At 66.4% G+C, this 15818-nt stretch carries 14 protein-coding genes; 6 read left to right on the top strand and 8 right to left on the bottom strand.

The features are described 5' to 3' along the window. Positions 1-4: 4 nt before the first annotated feature. Together ABE463_RS17670 and ABE463_RS17665 are read right to left on the bottom strand one after the other, a co-directional pair. The gene (locus ABE463_RS17670) at positions 5-730 is read right to left on the bottom strand and encodes an ABC transporter ATP-binding protein (protein WP_123730117.1); all 726 of its coding nucleotides are present in this window, start codon (positions 728-730) and stop codon (positions 5-7) included. Positions 731-773: 43 nt separating this feature from the next. After that, positions 774-2039 (bottom strand): efflux RND transporter periplasmic adaptor subunit, encoded by a 1266-nt coding sequence (locus tag ABE463_RS17665; protein WP_346469045.1) that lies wholly within the window; start codon positions 2037-2039, stop codon positions 774-776. Between the two features lie 204 nt (positions 2040-2243). Here ABE463_RS17665 and glmS point away from each other — a divergent pair, with 204 nt between their 5' ends. Together glmS and ABE463_RS17655 are read left to right on the top strand one after the other, a co-directional pair. Then, positions 2244-4085 carry a glutamine--fructose-6-phosphate transaminase (isomerizing) gene (glmS, locus tag ABE463_RS17660; RefSeq protein ID WP_346469044.1) on the top strand — a complete coding sequence of 614 codons (1842 nt, stop codon included), beginning with the start codon at positions 2244-2246 and terminating at the stop codon, positions 4083-4085. Positions 4086-4467: 382 nt separating this feature from the next. Next, on the top strand, positions 4468-4899 hold the full coding sequence (locus ABE463_RS17655; RefSeq protein WP_123730120.1) for a CBS domain-containing protein: 432 nt from the start codon (positions 4468-4470) through the stop codon (positions 4897-4899). A 62-nt stretch (positions 4900-4961) separates the two neighbouring features. On the opposite strand, the gene ABE463_RS17650 is transcribed toward ABE463_RS17655, so the two are convergent. The 3 genes from ABE463_RS17650 to ABE463_RS17640 all read right to left on the bottom strand — a co-directional run bounded on the left by ABE463_RS17650 (position 4962) and on the right by ABE463_RS17640 (position 8231). After that, positions 4962-6413, bottom strand: coding sequence for a UdgX family uracil-DNA binding protein (locus tag ABE463_RS17650; RefSeq protein WP_346469043.1), 1452 nt, complete (start codon positions 6411-6413; stop codon positions 4962-4964). Position 6414: 1 nt separating this feature from the next. Continuing rightward, positions 6415-7722, bottom strand: coding sequence for a putative DNA modification/repair radical SAM protein (locus ABE463_RS17645; protein ID WP_346469053.1), 1308 nt, complete (start codon positions 7720-7722; stop codon positions 6415-6417). 74 nt (positions 7723-7796) lie between these two features. Then, on the bottom strand, positions 7797-8231 hold the full coding sequence (locus tag ABE463_RS17640; protein ID WP_346469042.1) for a VOC family protein: 435 nt from the start codon (positions 8229-8231) through the stop codon (positions 7797-7799). Between the two features lie 183 nt (positions 8232-8414). Between ABE463_RS17640 and ABE463_RS17635 the strand changes: the two genes are divergently transcribed. After that, on the top strand, positions 8415-8777 hold the full coding sequence (locus ABE463_RS17635) for a hypothetical protein (protein ID WP_346469041.1): 363 nt from the start codon (positions 8415-8417) through the stop codon (positions 8775-8777). Between the two features lie 48 nt (positions 8778-8825). Here ABE463_RS17635 and gloA read toward each other — a convergent pair whose 3' ends face one another. Next, positions 8826-9353: a lactoylglutathione lyase gene (gene gloA, locus ABE463_RS17630; RefSeq protein ID WP_346469040.1), complete on the bottom strand. Its 528-nt coding sequence runs from the start codon at positions 9351-9353 to the stop codon at positions 8826-8828. A gap of 111 nt (positions 9354-9464) precedes the next feature. Between gloA and ABE463_RS17625 the strand changes: the two genes are divergently transcribed. Both ABE463_RS17625 and ABE463_RS17620 read left to right on the top strand, forming a co-directional pair. Further along, complete coding sequence (locus ABE463_RS17625; protein ID WP_346469039.1) at positions 9465-10577, top strand: PLP-dependent cysteine synthase family protein; 1113 nt, start codon at positions 9465-9467, stop codon at positions 10575-10577. Between the two features lie 118 nt (positions 10578-10695). Beyond that, the gene (locus tag ABE463_RS17620; RefSeq protein WP_346469038.1) at positions 10696-12729 is read left to right on the top strand and encodes a M3 family metallopeptidase; all 2034 of its coding nucleotides are present in this window, start codon (positions 10696-10698) and stop codon (positions 12727-12729) included. Positions 12730-12768: 39 nt separating this feature from the next. On the opposite strand, the gene ABE463_RS17615 is transcribed toward ABE463_RS17620, so the two are convergent. Both ABE463_RS17615 and ABE463_RS17610 read right to left on the bottom strand, forming a co-directional pair. After that, a complete protein-coding gene (locus tag ABE463_RS17615) occupies positions 12769-13569 on the bottom strand; it encodes an SDR family oxidoreductase (RefSeq protein WP_346469037.1) in 801 nt (266 codons plus the stop codon). Continuing rightward, a complete protein-coding gene (locus ABE463_RS17610; protein WP_259259040.1) occupies positions 13560-14138 on the bottom strand; it encodes a DUF1415 domain-containing protein in 579 nt (192 codons plus the stop codon). Before ABE463_RS17610 ends, ABE463_RS17615 begins: the two co-directional genes overlap by 10 nt. Before the next feature lie 211 nt (positions 14139-14349). On the opposite strand from ABE463_RS17610, the gene ABE463_RS17605 reads away from it, so the two are divergent. After that, positions 14350-15813 (top strand): benzaldehyde dehydrogenase, encoded by a 1464-nt coding sequence (locus ABE463_RS17605; protein WP_259259041.1) that lies wholly within the window; start codon positions 14350-14352, stop codon positions 15811-15813. Positions 15814-15818 lie beyond the last annotated feature (5 nt).

The raw sequence follows: 15818 nt of genomic DNA, 5'->3' as shown, positions 1-15818 counted from the left end.
GGCCTCAGTCGTTGGCAATGGCGGCGGCGACGGACGGACGCGGCGTGGCAAGCACCGGATCGCGCAGCAGGTCGGTGACCTGGCCATCGACGATATGCACGTTGCGCTTGGCGCGCGCGGCCAGTTCCGGATCATGGGTGACCATCACGATGGTGGTGCCCTTGGCGTTGATCTCTTCCAGCAGTTCCATCACGCCACGCGCCATCTGGCTGTCCAGGTTGCCGGTCGGTTCATCGGCCAGCAGCAGGCGGGGGCTGCCCGCCAGGGCACGCGCGATCGCGGCGCGCTGCTGCTGACCGCCCGACAGTTCGGCCGGGTAGTGCTTCATGCGCGAGCCCAGGCCCACCTGGGCCAGCGCATGTTCGATGCGCTGCTTGCGCTCTGCCGCCGGCATGCCGCGGTAGCGCAGCGGCACATCGACGTTGTCGAACAGGTTGAGGTCGGAGATCAGATTGAAGCCCTGGAAGATGAAGCCGATCTTCTGATTGCGCAGCCGGCTGCGCGCGTCGTCGCCGAGCTGGCTGACGTCCTGGCCATCGAGCAGGTAGGTGCCGCTGGTGAAGGTCTCCAGCAGACCGGCGATGTTGAGGAAGGTGGTCTTGCCCGAACCGGACGGACCGGTCACGGCGACGAATTCCCCTTCGCGGACGTGCAGGTCCAGCGACCGCAGGGCATGGGTTTCCACCTGTTCGGTGCGGAAGACTTTGGCGACCGAGCGCATTTCAAGCATGGCTGTGTTCCTTTGAAGGCCGAGAAGATCGAAAGGGAGTGAATCAGTTGATGGACACGCGCTCGGCATCGCCGAACAGATCGCTGCCGGACACCACGACACGATCGCCGGGTTGCAGGCCAGAGAGGATTTCAACTTCGCCCAGGCTGCTCACACCGAGCTTGACCGGGCGGCGGACGGCACTGCTGCCGTCCATGACATAGGCGTAGCCGTTGCCCTGTTCAACGAACGGGCCACGCTCGATTTTCAGTGCGTTGCGACGGGTATCAAGCAGCACGCGTGCCTGCATCCGCTGGCTCTGGCGCAGGCCCTGCGGCTGCTTTTCGGAGAAGCGGATGCGGGCGTTGACCTCGCCAGCGACCACTTCCGGAGACACGGCGGAGATCTCGCCGGCGAACTGGCCGCTGCCGCCGGTGAGCTGGGCGGGCATGCCGATCGACAGCTCACGCGCGAAGCTCTCCGGCACCTTGATCTCGATCTCGAAGCGGGACAGATCGACCACGCCCAGGATCGGTGCATTGGCGACCACGTTGGTGTGCTGGGTGGCCTGCACCTGGCCGACCTGGCCATCGAACGGGGCACGCAGGGTGAGCGCATCGACCTGACGTTCGACTTCGGTCACCACGGCGCGCTGGCGATCGGCCAGCAGGCGCTTGTTGCGCGCGTCCAGATCGGCACCCTGTGCTTTCAACATCGCATCCTTGCGGGCATGTTCCAGCTGGATGTCGCTCTTCTTGACCGTGTCTTCAGCCTTGGCGACATCGACCTGCGGTACCGCGCCGCCATCGAAGCCGCGCTTGTAGCGCTCCAGATCGCGCACTGCGGCCTGGCGTTCGATCACGGCCTGGTCGGTGTCTTTCTGGGCAGTGGCGCGGGCGAGGGTGGCATCCAGGGTGGCGCGGCTGGCCTCGGCCTGCAGGCCGGCCAGCGTGGCCTGTTCCTGGGCCAGTTTGCTGCGCAGTTCCGGGCTGTCGATCACGGCCAGCTCCTGGCCCTGCTTGACCACGTCACCGGCCACGACCTTCAGGGTCACCGTACCTGCGGAGATCGCATACAGCACCGGATTGTTGGCGGCGATCACGCGGCCGTCGGCGGCGATGTCGCGGACCATGTCACCCCGGGTGACCTCTGCGACGCGGACACGGGCGCCGTCAAAGGAGCGGCTGGCGCCGAGCCACGCGCGGGCGGCGAAGCCGATCGCCAGCAGCACGACCAGGGCGGCGACCGCCGGCCACAGCCAGCGCTTCCACGGGGCGGGCGCGGCGTGCGAGGAAAGGGTCTGGTCCTGGGCGGAAGTGTCGCGGATCATCGGGCTCGTTCGCGGTTGGGTTGTGAAGTACGAAAGCAGACTTCGTGCCAACTTTTCACCCTTTGAAAACAAGGGCTTGCGAATCATGCGGCGTGTCCGGGTGTCCGCGGACACCGGACCGGACACTTTCGTTAAGCGGACAGCGCCCAAGCCGCCCGGGTCGCCACGCTAGAATGCGAGGCTAACCAGCAGGGATAAGAATCTATGTGCGGCATTGTGGGAGCGATCGCGCATCGCGACGTGGTACCGGTACTCATCGAAGGACTGAAGCGACTGGAATACCGGGGCTACGATTCCTCCGGCATTGCCGTGATCGACACCTCCGCGGCCGAGCCCGATGTCCGCCGCGTACGCCGTACCGGCCGCGTGGCCGAGATGGAGAAGGCGGCGGCGAACGAAGGCTTCCAGTCGCTGCTCGGCATCGGCCACACCCGCTGGGCCACCCACGGTGGCGTGACTGAAGCCAATGCCCACCCGCACATCAGCCACGGTGTGGCGCTGGTCCACAACGGCATCATCGAAAACCATGAAGAGCAGCGCGAGAAACTGCGCGCGCTGGGCTACACCTTCGAGTCGCAGACCGACACCGAAGTGATCGCGCACCTGATGCACCATCACCTCAAGGAAGGCGACAGCCTGCTCTCGGCGCTGCAGCGCACGGTCAAGGAGTTGACCGGTGCGTACGCGCTGGCGGTGATGAGCCGTGCAGAGCCGGACCACTTCGTCTGCGCGCGCATGGGCTGCCCACTGCTGGTCGGCCTGGGCGAGGGCGAGAACTTCGTCGCCTCCGATGTCTCGGCGATCATCCAGGCCACCCGCACGGTGATCTTCCTGGAAGAGGGCGATACTGCCGACATCCGCCGCGACGGCGTGCAGGTGTACGACGAGCACAACCAGCCGATCGTGCGGGATGTGCACCTGTCCGATGTCTCGCTCGCGTCGCTGGAGCTGGGCCCGTACCGCCACTTCATGCAGAAGGAAATCCACGAGCAGCCGCGCGCGCTCGGTGACACCATCGAAGCGGCGATCGATGCCGGTGGCTTCCCGGCCACGCTGTTCGGCAAGAACGCCGAGGCGGTGTTGTCGGGTATCGAAGGTGTGCAGATCCTCGCCTGCGGCACCAGTTACTACGCCGGCCTGACGGCACGCTACTGGATTGAATCCATCGCCGGCCTGCCGTGCAGCGTGGAGATCGCCAGCGAGTATCGCTACCGTGCGGCGTACGCCAATCCCAAGCATCTGATCGTCACCATTTCCCAGTCCGGCGAAACGCTGGATACGATGGAAGCGCTCAAGTACGCCAAGTCACTCGGCCATCTGCACACGCTCTCGATCTGCAACGTGCCGGAGAGCGCGATTCCGCGTGCCAGCGAACTGGTCTGCTACACCCGCGCCGGTGCCGAGATCGGCGTTGCCTCGACCAAGGCCTTCACCACCCAGCTGGCCGCGCTGTTCCAGCTCACCGTGGTGCTGGGCAAACTGCACGGCCGCATCGATGCCGCGCAGGAAGCGGACTATCTGGAGCAGCTGCGCTTCCTGCCGGGCAGTGTGCAGCACGCGCTCAACATGGAGCCGCAGATCGCCGCATGGGCCGAGCGCTTCGCACGCAAGAGCAGTGCACTGTTCCTGGGGCGTGGCCTGCATTACCCGATCGCGCTGGAAGGCGCGCTCAAGCTCAAGGAGATCACCTATATCCACGCCGAGGCGTACCCGGCCGGTGAGCTCAAGCACGGCCCGCTGGCGCTGGTGGATGAGGACATGCCGGTGGTGGTGATCGCGCCGAACGACAGCCTGCTGGAGAAGGTCAAATCCAACATGCAGGAAGTGCGTGCGCGCGGTGGCGAACTGTTCGTGTTCGCCGACCAGGACAGCAATTTCGTCGAGTCCGATGGCGTACACGTGATCCGCACGCCGCGGCATGTGGGCGCGCTGAGCGCGGTGGTGCATACCATCCCGGTGCAGCTGCTGGCGTACCACACCGCATTGGCCCGCGGGACAGACGTGGACAAGCCGCGCAATTTGGCCAAGAGCGTGACAGTGGAGTGATGTGCCCGCCGCCCAGGCGCTGACTCGTATCTAGGGTGGCCCTGCGGGGGCACCCTTTTTTTGTGCGATCACCCGGTTGTAGAGCCACCCCATGGGTGGCTGCGGGAGCCGGAGCGAAGAGCAGCCACCCATGGGGTGGCTCTACACGGCCGTCTGCACCGGAACTTTAGTCTCAGTCTGCGGCGGCATTCAGCGACGGTTTTACTCACGGTGCCATTCTCAGGGTCGTGCACCGCGTTCCACGACGAACCGTCCCAGATTTGCAAACTCCTGGGCCCGGGTGCGGTCGTAGAATCGAGTGACCGAGGCAGGTGCATCGCCACCGACCTCGCTGCAATCAGGCGCATCTCTCGACTTCAGTACCCTGCACCAGGAAACAAGAATGAACGTCCGCGAACTCCTGCAATCCAAGAAAGAAACGATCGTCACCATCGATGTGGAAGACACCATCGGTGCAGCGGCCCACAAGATGAGCGCGCACAAGATCGCTGCCCTTGTGGTCATGAAAGACGATGCCCCGGTGCGTATCATTTCCGAGAAAGACATCGTGCGCACGCTGGCCGACGACGGCCCGCAGGCCGGGCGCCGGGTGATTTCCACGCTCCCGTCGGCAGGGTTGGAAGGGATCGGGCCGGACGCGACGCTCAAGCAGGCGATGGCGCTGATGACCTACTCGCGTCACCGCCATCTGATGGTGACCGAAGACGCCAAGCTGGTCGGCATCCTGAGCCTGGGCGATATCGTGAAGAATCTGCTCAGCGAGCTGGAGCTGGAAAAAGCGGTGCTGCAGGACATCTACATGGCGGCGCACTGACACTGCCCGTGTCCTGCTGACGGGTAACGCCGGCCGCCGGCCGGCAACCCCACGCTGGAGAATCAACGCCGGTCTTCAAGGCCGGTCAGCCGCTGAAGGTCCGACAGCAGCAGCCGATAGGCTGCCTGCTGTGGCTCACCTGCCGGCTGCCGCAACACCCACGACGGATGCACCGTCGCGAATGCGCGGGTGCCGTCCTCCAGGGAGTGCCAGCGTCCGTGGTTCGCCATCAGGTTGAACCCGGCGCCGAACACCGCGGTGGCTGCACTCGCCCCCAGGCAGACGATCACCTGCGGTCGCACGTTCTCGATCTCGCCCATGAGCCACGGCCGGCAGGCGTTGATGTGGGTGATCTGCGGCTTGCTGTGAATGCGACGCTTGCCGCGCCGTTCAAAGCGGAAGTGTTTGACCGCGTTGGTCAGATAGAGCGCGCGGCGATCCATGCCAAGCTCGCGCAGGGCGCGATCCAGCAGCTGTCCGGCGGGACCGACGAACGGGTGCCCGCTGAGGTCCTCGCTGTCGCCGGGCTGCTCGCCCACCAGCATGATCCGTGCGTCGTGCGGGCCTTCGCCGAACACGGTCTGCGTGGCCGGCTCCCAGAGTGGGCAGCGTCGGCACGCGGCGGCCGCATCGCGCAGGGCATCGAGTGTGGCAGGTGGGGTATCCGATACTGGCGTGGGTGAGGCGATGGCCTCGGGGATACGCCGTCGCGGGGCCTGTGCTTCACGGTCGTGCATCTCCTGCACCCGGTCGCCGGCATCGCGGACGAGCTGTGGCAGCAACGACGCCTCCGGCAGGTGCTTCCAGTATCTGGCCGGCATCTCCTGCTGCATCATCCGCGTGTTGAGGCGCGCCGGATTGAAGATGTTGGCGTAGTAGGTGCGCCACAGTTCCTCGCGCGCATCCTCCACGGGCGCATCGCTCTGGCGCCCGCCCGGACCGAACGACAGCGCCTGCCCATCCCAGTGCACGCTGCGGTACGGCGTCAGGATCGCCCAGCGCATGCCGGCGAAGCGCCGCGCGAAGAACGGCGCCACGCGGTCCACGATAGGGTGATCCGGTTCGAACCAGGCAATGAAGGCATCCTGCTCACCGGGCACTTCGCGGAAGCGGACGAACGCTTTCATTTTGTGCGTGTCGCGGCGGACTGCCTGGCTCAGGGCCATGGCGCGCAGCACGTCGGGATCGGCGGGGTTGGACAGCAGGCTGCGCTCGCCATGGGTGATGCGCCAGAGCATGCGGTAGAGCAGCGACATCCGTTGCGGATCGCGATGGCACAGGCAGATGGCGGCCAGCTCGACAAACGCTTTGGAGACATACCTCTGCGGCTCGTCGCGTACTGCGCTGCCGTCGTCCAGCGCGGTCAGCGACGGTGCATCGAGCAATGACGCCCCCTGATCCTGCAGCCAGTCCAGCTGATCCGGTGGCACCGCGTGGCGCAAGGCCAGGCGCGCGGCCGCGCGCCATGCATCCAACGACCACGCCGGGTCGACACGCACACTCCAGCGTGACATGTCAGTGGGCAGCAGCGTCGGGGAACAATGCGCCCTGTCGCGGCGGTGGCGCCAGCCGCGCCCGCAGCGCCGCCGGGTCATCCAGTGCACGCCGCGGATGATGGTCGGCCAACTGCACGAACGGCAGCAGCTTGCTCATCGGTGCACGCAGGCGGGCCACATCGGCCACGCGCAGGCGTCCATGGCGTCGCGCCATCAGCACCCGCTTGACGTTGCGCACGCCGAGCCCGGGCACGCGCAGCAGCAGTTCCTTGGGGGCGATGTTGAGATCGACCGGGAAGCGCTCGGGGTGGCGGATCGCCCAGGCCATCTTCGGGTCGATGTCCAGGTCCAGCATGCCGCCCTGGGTGGTATCGGTGATTTCCTCCACACCGTACCCGTAGAAGCGCAGCAGCCAGTCGGCCTGGTAGAGGCGATGCTCGCGTGCCAGCGGTGGCGCCTGCAGGGGCAGCGCCTTGCTGGCATCGGGAATAGGGCTGAAGGCGGAGTAGTAGACGCGGCGCATCCGATAATTACCGTACAGATTATCGGCCGCGCTGAGGATCTGATTGTCGCTGGCACCGTCTGCACCGACGATCATCTGGGTGCTCTGCCCGGCAGGGGCGAAGCGGGGCGCCCGCGCGCGCCGCCCGCGCGGGGCCGGTGACGGTGACGGTGCAGCGACCGTATTTCCGTCTGGAGGATCGGACTTGCGCGCCTCTTTGGCTTCCTCGATCTGCCAGCGCAGCTCACCCATGGCGCCCCGGATCGACGGCAGTGACTTCTCCGGTGCGAAACTGGCCAGCCCGGCTTCGGTGGGCAGCTCGATGTTGATCGACAACCGATCAGCATGGCGTCCGGCGGCGGCGAGCAGCTCCGGTGATGCTTCGGGAATGGTCTTGAGGTGGATGTACCCGGCGAACCGGTGTTCCTCGCGCAGCACCCGCGCCACTTCCACCATCCGCTCCATGGTGTAGTCGGCGTTGCGGATGATCCCACTGGAGAGGAACAGGCCTTCGATGTAGTTGCGCTTGTAGAAATCCATCGTCAGCGCGACCACTTCGTCCACGCTGAAGCGGGCCCGCTGCACGTTGCTCGACACGCGGTTGACGCAGTACGCGCAATCGTAGATGCAGAAGTTGGTCAGCAGGATTTTCAGCAGCGACACACACCGGCCATCCGGCGTGTAGCTGTGGCAGATGCCCATGCCCTCGGTGCTGCCGATGCCACCGGACGTGCGCGAATCGCGCTTGCCCGCGCCGCTGGAGGCGCAGGACGCATCGTATTTTGCGGCATCGGCAAGGATCGCCAGTTTGCGGATCGTCTCCATGGAACGACCGTACTGGGTGGCGGTCTCATCCAGTGAGACGGATCTGCCCATGCCTGAAGAATTCAGATTTCAGCTCAGCCGTCGAAGGTCACCTTCACCGATTCGGCGCTGTACGTCGCGGGGCCATGGAACACCACCTCGATGTTGTTGCCATCCGGATCCAGCGCGAATGCCGCGTAGTAACCGGGATGGTAAGGGCGTTCGCCCGGCGCACCATTGTCCTTGCCGCCGTTGGCCAGTGCAGCCTGGTGGAAGGCGTCCACGGTCGCGCGGTCGCGGGCCTGGAAGGCGAGATGATGGCGGCCGGTGAGTTGGCCCAGCGCGGCGTCACTGTCCGCCGTTGAAATGAACAGCTCATCGGCCCAGAAATAGGTGTCGCCTTCACCGGCAATCGGGATGCCGATCGTGTCGAACACGGCCTGGTAGAAGCGGCGGCAGGCGGCGAGATCCTTGACTACCAGCTGCAGGTGATCGATCAGGCGGCCGCGGTGCAGTTCCATCGTTTCCATACCGACTCCGTTGGGTGGGTGGACGGTCCGCAGGTATACCACTGGACGCGGTTGGACGCAGTGTCGCCGTCCCGACCTTGCTGACCACGCGCGGGGACCTGTCGGCCGCGGCCCTTCCGCCAGCCCACGCGCTGACCTACGCTGCGCGCTGGCGTCATGAACGCGCAGGCGGAGGAGGGAACGATGCTGTGGATGGTGATGATGGCCCAGGCGGTCGCAGGCGACGCCGGCTATGAACAGGTGCGCGCACTGGCGCAGCGTGATGAAGCCAGCTTGGCGCCGGCGGCGTACACGGAAATGCTGGACAGCATGAGCCGGGTGGGCGGCGCGAGTTTCGCGCGGTGCATGCCGACCCCCGCGCCGGAGACGCTGGCACCGTTCACAGTGGTGCTGCAGCTGGATGCGCAGGGCAAGGTGGTGCGGACGTGGCGCGAAGGCGACGAAACGGTCGCACGCTGCGTCGATGCGGGGTTCGCCGGGAAAACCCTGTTCGTGCCACCGAAGGCGCCGTTCCACGCGGCCTTCGAGTTCCAGGTCCAGCCATGACGGCCACGACGCGCCGGTACCTGCCGGCGCATCGCGGAGCGGCCGGGATCAGGCGATCGGGGTGTTGGAGATGATCTCCACCCAGTAGCCGTCCGGGTCCTTGATGAAGGCCAGGTGCTTCATGCGGCCATCTTCCAGGCGCTTCTGGTAGGGCACCTGCAGCGCATCGAAACGCTTGCAGGCGGCCTGGATGTCCGGCACGGACACGCAGATGTGGCCGAAGCCGCGCGGATCGCTGTTGCCGTCGTGATAGACCGCGCCGGCCTGGGTTTCGGTGCCGTGGTTGTGGGTCAGCTCCAGCACGCCCGGAATTCCGGCCATCCAGACGCGGCGGGCATCGTCACCGTCGGGAATCTGCGTGCCGGCCGGCAGCAGGGCCAGGAAGTACAGGCTGAAGTCGGCGTCGGGGAAGTGGCGCAGATCGATCAGGCGGAAGCCGAGCACGCCGGTGTAGAAATCCAGCGAAGCGGTGGCGTCTTTGACGCGCAGCATGGTGTGGTTGAACACGAAGCCGGTGGTTTCGGCCGGCGGCTGGGCGGCGACACCGGGCTGGTTCTGGAAGGCGGCGAGGCTCATGGGGGCATCCTGGGGGCAGGGCCGCATCGGTGCGGCGGATGCGTCATTTTACCGGTCCCGGCCGGGCGGGGTGGCGGGTAGAATGGTGTGTCTCCCTGACCAGCGTTCATCATGTCTCAGCGTGAATGGGTGGCGTCCGCCATCCGCAAGATCGAAGCCGATTTCAACCGTTCGGCCGATACCCACCTGATCCCGATGGACCTGCCGGGGTTCGATGGCATCGACCTGTATTTCAAGGACGAATCCAGCCATCCCACCGGCAGCCTGAAGCATCGTCTGGCCCGGTCGCTGTTCCTGTACGCGCTGACCAACGGCTGGCTGCGTGAAGGGCGCCCGGTGATCGAAGCGTCCAGCGGCTCCACGGCCGTATCCGAGGCGTATTTCGCCCGGCTCCTGGGCCTGCCGTTCATCGCGGTGATGCCGGCCACCACGTCCCCCGAGAAAATCGCGGCGATCGAGTTCCACGGCGGCCGCTGCCACCTGGTGGAGCGCGCCTGCGACCTCAACTGCGATTCCGAAGCGTTGGCCCGCGAAACCGGTGGCCACTTCATGGACCAGTTCACCTACGCCGAGCGCGCCACCGACTGGCGCGCGAACAACAACATCGCCGAATCGATCTTCAAGCAGATGGCCGAGGAGCCGCACCCGGTGCCCGAGTGGATCGTGTGCAGCCCGGGCACCGGCGGCACCGCGGCCACGCTGGGTCGCTACGTGAGCTACCGCCGGCATGACACGCGCATCCTGTGTGCGGACCCGGAAGTGTCGGTGTTCTACGACGGCTACTGCGCCGCGCTGGCCGGGCAGCCCTGGCGCGAGTTGACCTGCAGTGGCGGCTCGCGCGTGGAAGGCATCGGCCGGCCGCGGGTGGAATCCAGCTTCATTCCGACCAGCGTCGATGCCATGGTCAAGGTGCCCGATGCGCTGAGCCTGGCCGCGATGCGCCATGTCAGCCGCCAGCTGGGCCGTCGCGTCGGTGGCTCCACCGGCACCAATTTCATCGGCGTGCTGCAGGCCGCGCAACTGATGCGCGATGCCGGACGCAGCGGCTCGATCGTCACCATCCTGTGCGACAGCGGCGAGCGCTACGCGCACAGCTACTACAACCCCGAGTGGTACCCGAAGCAGGGCATCGACGTGGAGGGCGCCGATGCCCAGCTCGCCGCGGCGGTGGCGGGGCAGGGCCTGCCGGTGCTGCCCTGCGTTTCGCTGGAAGCGTTGTACTGAGCGGGACACCGGGTGTGGCGTGAACCTGGCCCATCGGTGCACGCCGGGGCCTTGTGCGGGGCAGGGGGCAATGCCATATCGTGGGGTGATGCCGCTGCAGCGGCCCCGTTGTCTGGAGATGCCTGTGACCCCCACCAACCCCCTGCTCGATTTTTCCGGCCTGCCGCGTTTCGATGCGATCCAGCCTGAGCACATCGCCCCGGCGATCGACGCCCTGCTGGCCGAGGCCGAGGCGGCGGTAACGACCGCCGAGACCGTCACCCCGGTGACCTGGGCGACCTTCGCCGATCCGCTGGACGATGCCACTGAGCGCCTGTGGCGTGCGTGGGGGCAGGTGGGCCACCTGCAGGCTGTGGTGAATACCCCGGCGCTGCGCGAGGCCTACAACGCCAACCTGCCCAAAGTGACGCGCTTCGGCAGCGCACTGGGCCAGAACCTGGCGCTCTACCAGCAGTACCGTGCCCTGGCCGCTGCGCCGGAAGCGGCGCAGTACGATCCGGCACGCCGCAAGGTGCTGGAGAACGCCCTGCGTGATTTCCGCCTGGGCGGTGCTGAACTCGATGACGCCGGCAAGGCGCGCTACAGCGCGATCCGCGAGGAACTGTCCGCGCTCTCGGCGACGTTCTCGCAGAATGTGCTCGATGCGACCGATGCCTGGTCGCTGCACGTGGAAGACCGCGCCGAACTGGCTGGCCTGCCGGACGATGTGATCGCCGCTGCCCGCGCTGCCGCAGCGAAGGATGGCCTGCCCGGCTGGAAGCTGACCCTGCAGATGCCGTGCTATATCCCGGTGCAGACGTACGCCGAAGATCGCCCGCTGCGTGAGGCGCTGTATCGCGCCAACGCGGTCCGCGCCTCCGAATTCGGCGATGCCGGGCTGGACAACAGCGGCAACATCGATCGCGTGCTGGCGCTGCGTGCGGAGCTGGCCGCGCTGCTGGGCTTTGCCAACTACGCCGAGTATTCGATCGCCACCAAGATGGCCGAAGATGCGCCGCAGGTGCTGGGTTTCCTGCGCGATCTGGCGGCGCGTGCCAAACCGTATGCACAGCGCGACCGTGCCGAGCTGGAGGCCTTCGCGCGCGACGAACTGGGTCTGGCCGCGCTGGAGGCATGGGATCTGGCCTTCGCGGCGGAGAAGCTGAAGCAGGCGCGCTACAGCTATTCCGAGCAGGACGTGAAGCAGTACTTCACGGAGCCGAAGGTGTTGGACGGCCTGTTCAGCGTGATCCGCAGCCTCTACGGGCTGGAGGTGCAGCCGGACAGCGCGCCGGTGTGGCACCCGGACGTGCGCTTCTTCCGGGTGGTCGATGCGCAGGGCGCGCTGGTGGGTCAGTTCTATCTCGACCTGTACGCGCGCGAAGGCAAGCGCGGTGGCGCGTGGATGGACGATTGCCGCAACCGCCGCGAGACCGCTGCCGGTGTGCAGACGCCGCTGGTGTACCTGGTCTGCAACTTCGGCAAGGGGGCCGCGGGGCAACCGGCGACCTTCAGCCACAGCGATGTGACCACCCTGTTCCATGAAATGGGACATGGCCTGCATCAGTTGCTGACCTGCATCGGCGAACTCGGCGTGGCCGGGATCAATGGTGTGGAGTGGGACGCGGTGGAACTGCCGAGCCAGTTCATGGAGAACTTCTGTTGGGAATGGGACCGTGTGCAGGCCATGACCGCGCACGTGAGCACCGGCGAGCCGCTGCCGCGCGCACTGTTTGACCGCATGCTGGCCGCACGCAATTTCCAGAGCGGCATGTTCACCGTGCGCCAGCTCGAGTTCGCCCTGTTCGACATGCAGCTGCACAGTGATTTCGACCCGACCCAGGACAGCGTGCAGGCCCTGCTGGAGCGCGTGCGCGATGAGGTGGCGGTCAACCGGCCGCCGGCCTGGAATCGCTTCCCCAATCAGTTCAGCCACATTTTTGCCGGTGGCTATGCGGCGGGCTACTACAGCTACAAGTGGGCCGAAGTGCTCAGTGCCGATGCCTATGCCGCGTTCGAGGAAGCCCCGGACAAGGTGACCGAGACCGGTCAGCGGTTCCGCGATGAAGTGCTCTCGCGGGGCGGCAGCCGGAGTGCGGCAGAAAACTTCGCTGCGTTCCGTGGGCGCGCGCCGACCGTGGACGCGCTGCTGCGGCACAACGGGATGGTGTGACCCGACACTACCCGGCAGCCTGATCGGACGGCACGTGGCTCATTCGGCGTAGATCATCTTGCGGGTCATGCCGCCGTCGACGATGTGGTCCTGGCCGGTGATGAAACCGGCCAGGTCCGAGAGCAGGAACACCGCCAGCGCGCCGATGTCCGGCGGCTGGCCAACCCGGCCGACCGGATGCTGCGCCTGATCGCGGCGCGAGAGCTTGGGCGTGCGCCGGCGTGAGGGTGCCTGCCAGGCATCGGTGGTGATCCAGCCGGGGCTGATGCTGTTGACCCGCACCGCCGGCCCTTCGCTCAACGCGAGTGCATGGGTGAAGGCGACCAGCCCGCCCTTGGCTGCGGCATAGGCTTCACTGTCCGGTTCGGACTGCCATGCACGCGTCGAGGCGATGTTGACGATGGCCCCGGCGTGCTCGCGCAGGGCGGGCAGGGCGTGTTTGCTGCACAGGAAGGCGCCATGCAGGCTGGAAAGGCGGCGTTGCCACTCAGCCAGCGGCATCTCCGCCAACGGCATGCCATGGGCACTGGCGATGCCGGCATTGTTGACCAGGCCATCCATACGGCCAAAGCGCTTCAGCGTCGCCTTCATCAGCGCCTGCACACTGCGCTCGCTGGCCACGTCCGCGCGCTGGAACGCCGCGCGCTCCGGCAGCGCCCATTCGGTCAAACAGGCCTTGCCGGCATCGGCATCCAGGTCGGCGATCATCACGCTTCCGCCAGCGCCCAGCACCGACTGCGCGATGCCGCGGCCCACCCCCTGCGCACCCCCGGTGATCACCACCACGCGATCGCGCAGCGGCTGTGCCGGCCAGTCGAGAATGGCCGGGGTCAGTGGCACGGCGGCATGTCGTTGCGGCCCAGCAGGCGCGTCCAGCCTTCGATGCCGAGTTTGTCCAGCGTGTCGATGTTGCGCTCCACGATCACGTCCGGATCCGGGAACGCGGCGACCGCACGCTCGACGCTGTCTTCGCGCAGCAGGTGCAGGGTCGGGTAGGGCGCGCGGTTGGTGTAGTTGCTCACGTCATCCGGCGCCGCGCCGGCGAACTGGTACTGCGGATGGAAGCTGGCCACCTGCAGGATGCCCTGCAGATCCAGTGCTTCGATCGCCGCATCGGCGTTGTCGAGGAAATCGTTGTAATCCAGGAAATCGGTCAGCACGTCCGGATGCACGATCAAGGTGGTGTCGATCTGTTCGGCCGGCGTATCGCGCAGCAGGATCAGCTCTTCGGCCAGTTCTTCGACTAGGGCTTCCGGGGTGGTCGCATCGCTGAGCACGAAGCGCACCTGGTCCTTCACGTACACCGCTTTGGCGAACGGGCACAGGTTCAGGCCGATGACGATCTGCTCCAGCCATTTCCGGGTCTCGGCGATGGGGTCGTGGGTGGCAGTGAGGGACGCATCGTTCATGGCGGGCGGTGTCGCTGGCTGGGGCTGTTGATTGTACGGCGCGGCGGTGAAGCGGGCGGGTGATCGGCTCCACTGTCCATTAACTGGACACCCGTCATCCTGATAAACCCTTATCCGGCAATCACTTGCAGTGATCGAGCCAACGGCCAATAGGCAGTGGCCCGCCGCAGGTATCCAATGGCCGGGTACACGACGCAAGGAGTTTTCCGTGATGGCAACACACGCATTCCTGCCGACGGCCACATGGTCCGGCAAGCTGTTCGAGGGTCAGTGGAGCCCGGGTGCAGGCACCCAGGACGTGGTCGAACCCGCCACCGGCGAGCGGCTCGGTGAGATCGCGATGGCCGACCCCGCGCAGATCGCACGCGCGGCCGCCACTGCCGCCAACGCACAGCGCGACTGGGCCAGTGCCCCGTATGACACTCGCGCGCAGGTCCTGCGCCGTGCCGCGCAGCTGGCCGAAGAACACAACGACGAGATCGTGCAGTGGCTGGTCCGCGAAAGTGGCTCCACCCAGCTCAAGGCCGGCTTCGAGGCCAAGGTGAACACCAAGGCGCTGCATGAAGCGGCGGCGCTGCCCTCGCGCAGCATCGGCGAAGTACTGCCGTCCGAACCGGGCCGTCTGAATCTGGCGCGCCGCCGACCGCTCGGCGTGGTGGGTGTGATTGCGCCATTCAATTTCCCGCTGTATCTGGCCATGCGTGCGGTGGCCCCGGCACTGGCGCTGGGCAATGCGGTGGTGCTCAAGCCCGATCCGCGTACCGCCGTGTGCGGTGGCTTCGTGATCGCACGCCTGTTCGAGCTCGCTGGTCTGCCTGCTGGCCTGCTCCATGTGTTGCCGGGCGATGGTGCGGCCGGTGCGGCGCTGACCAGTGACCCGAACATCGCGATGATCCAGTTCACCGGGTCCACCGGTGCCGGGCGCAAGGTGGGTGAAGCGGCGGGCAGACACCTGAAGAAAGTGTCGCTGGAACTGGGCGGCAAGAACTCGCTGATCGTGCTCGACGATGCGGACATGGATCTGGCCATCGCCAACACGGCGTGGGGCGTCTACCTGCACCAGGGCCAGATCTGCATGGCCACCGGCCGCGTGCTGGTCCAGCGCAGCATCCATGCGCGCTTCCTGGAAAAGCTGGTGGCCAAAGCCAAATCGCTCAAGGTCGGCAATCCGGCCGACGGCGAGGTGGCGATCGGGCCGTTGATCAATGCCCAGCAGCGCGACCACGCCGCGCGCATCGTCGCCGAGGCGCAGGCCGCCGGTGCCACCCTGGCCACCGGCGGTGGCTACAAGGATCTGTACTTCGAGCCGACCGTGCTCAGCGATGTGAGCCGCGACAACCCGGCCTTCCACGAAGAAATCTTCGCCCCGGTCGCGGTCGTGGTGCCGTTCGATACCGATGACGAGGCGGTGGAGCTGGCCAACGACAGCGAGTACGGCCTGTCGATGGCGATCGTGTCCAGCAACGTGGGCCGCGCGCTGAAGCTGGGCGAACGGCTGCGCACCGGCCTGCTGCACATCAACGACCAGACCGTGAACGATGAGGTGATCAATCCCTTCGGTGGCGTCGGCGCCTCCGGCAACGGCACCAGCATCGGTGGCCCGTCCAACATCGACGAGTTCACCCAGTGGCAGTGGATGACCGTCAAGGGCGAAGCGCCCGCGTACCCGATCTGATCCAG

Source organism: Stenotrophomonas sp. TWI819 (genome assembly GCF_039673075.1).
In the GTDB taxonomy this organism is placed as follows: domain Bacteria; phylum Pseudomonadota; class Gammaproteobacteria; order Xanthomonadales; family Xanthomonadaceae; genus Stenotrophomonas; species Stenotrophomonas rhizophila_B.
The sequence above is the reverse complement of the archived record's forward strand: the minus strand, read 5'-3'. Positions and strand labels throughout refer to the sequence as shown.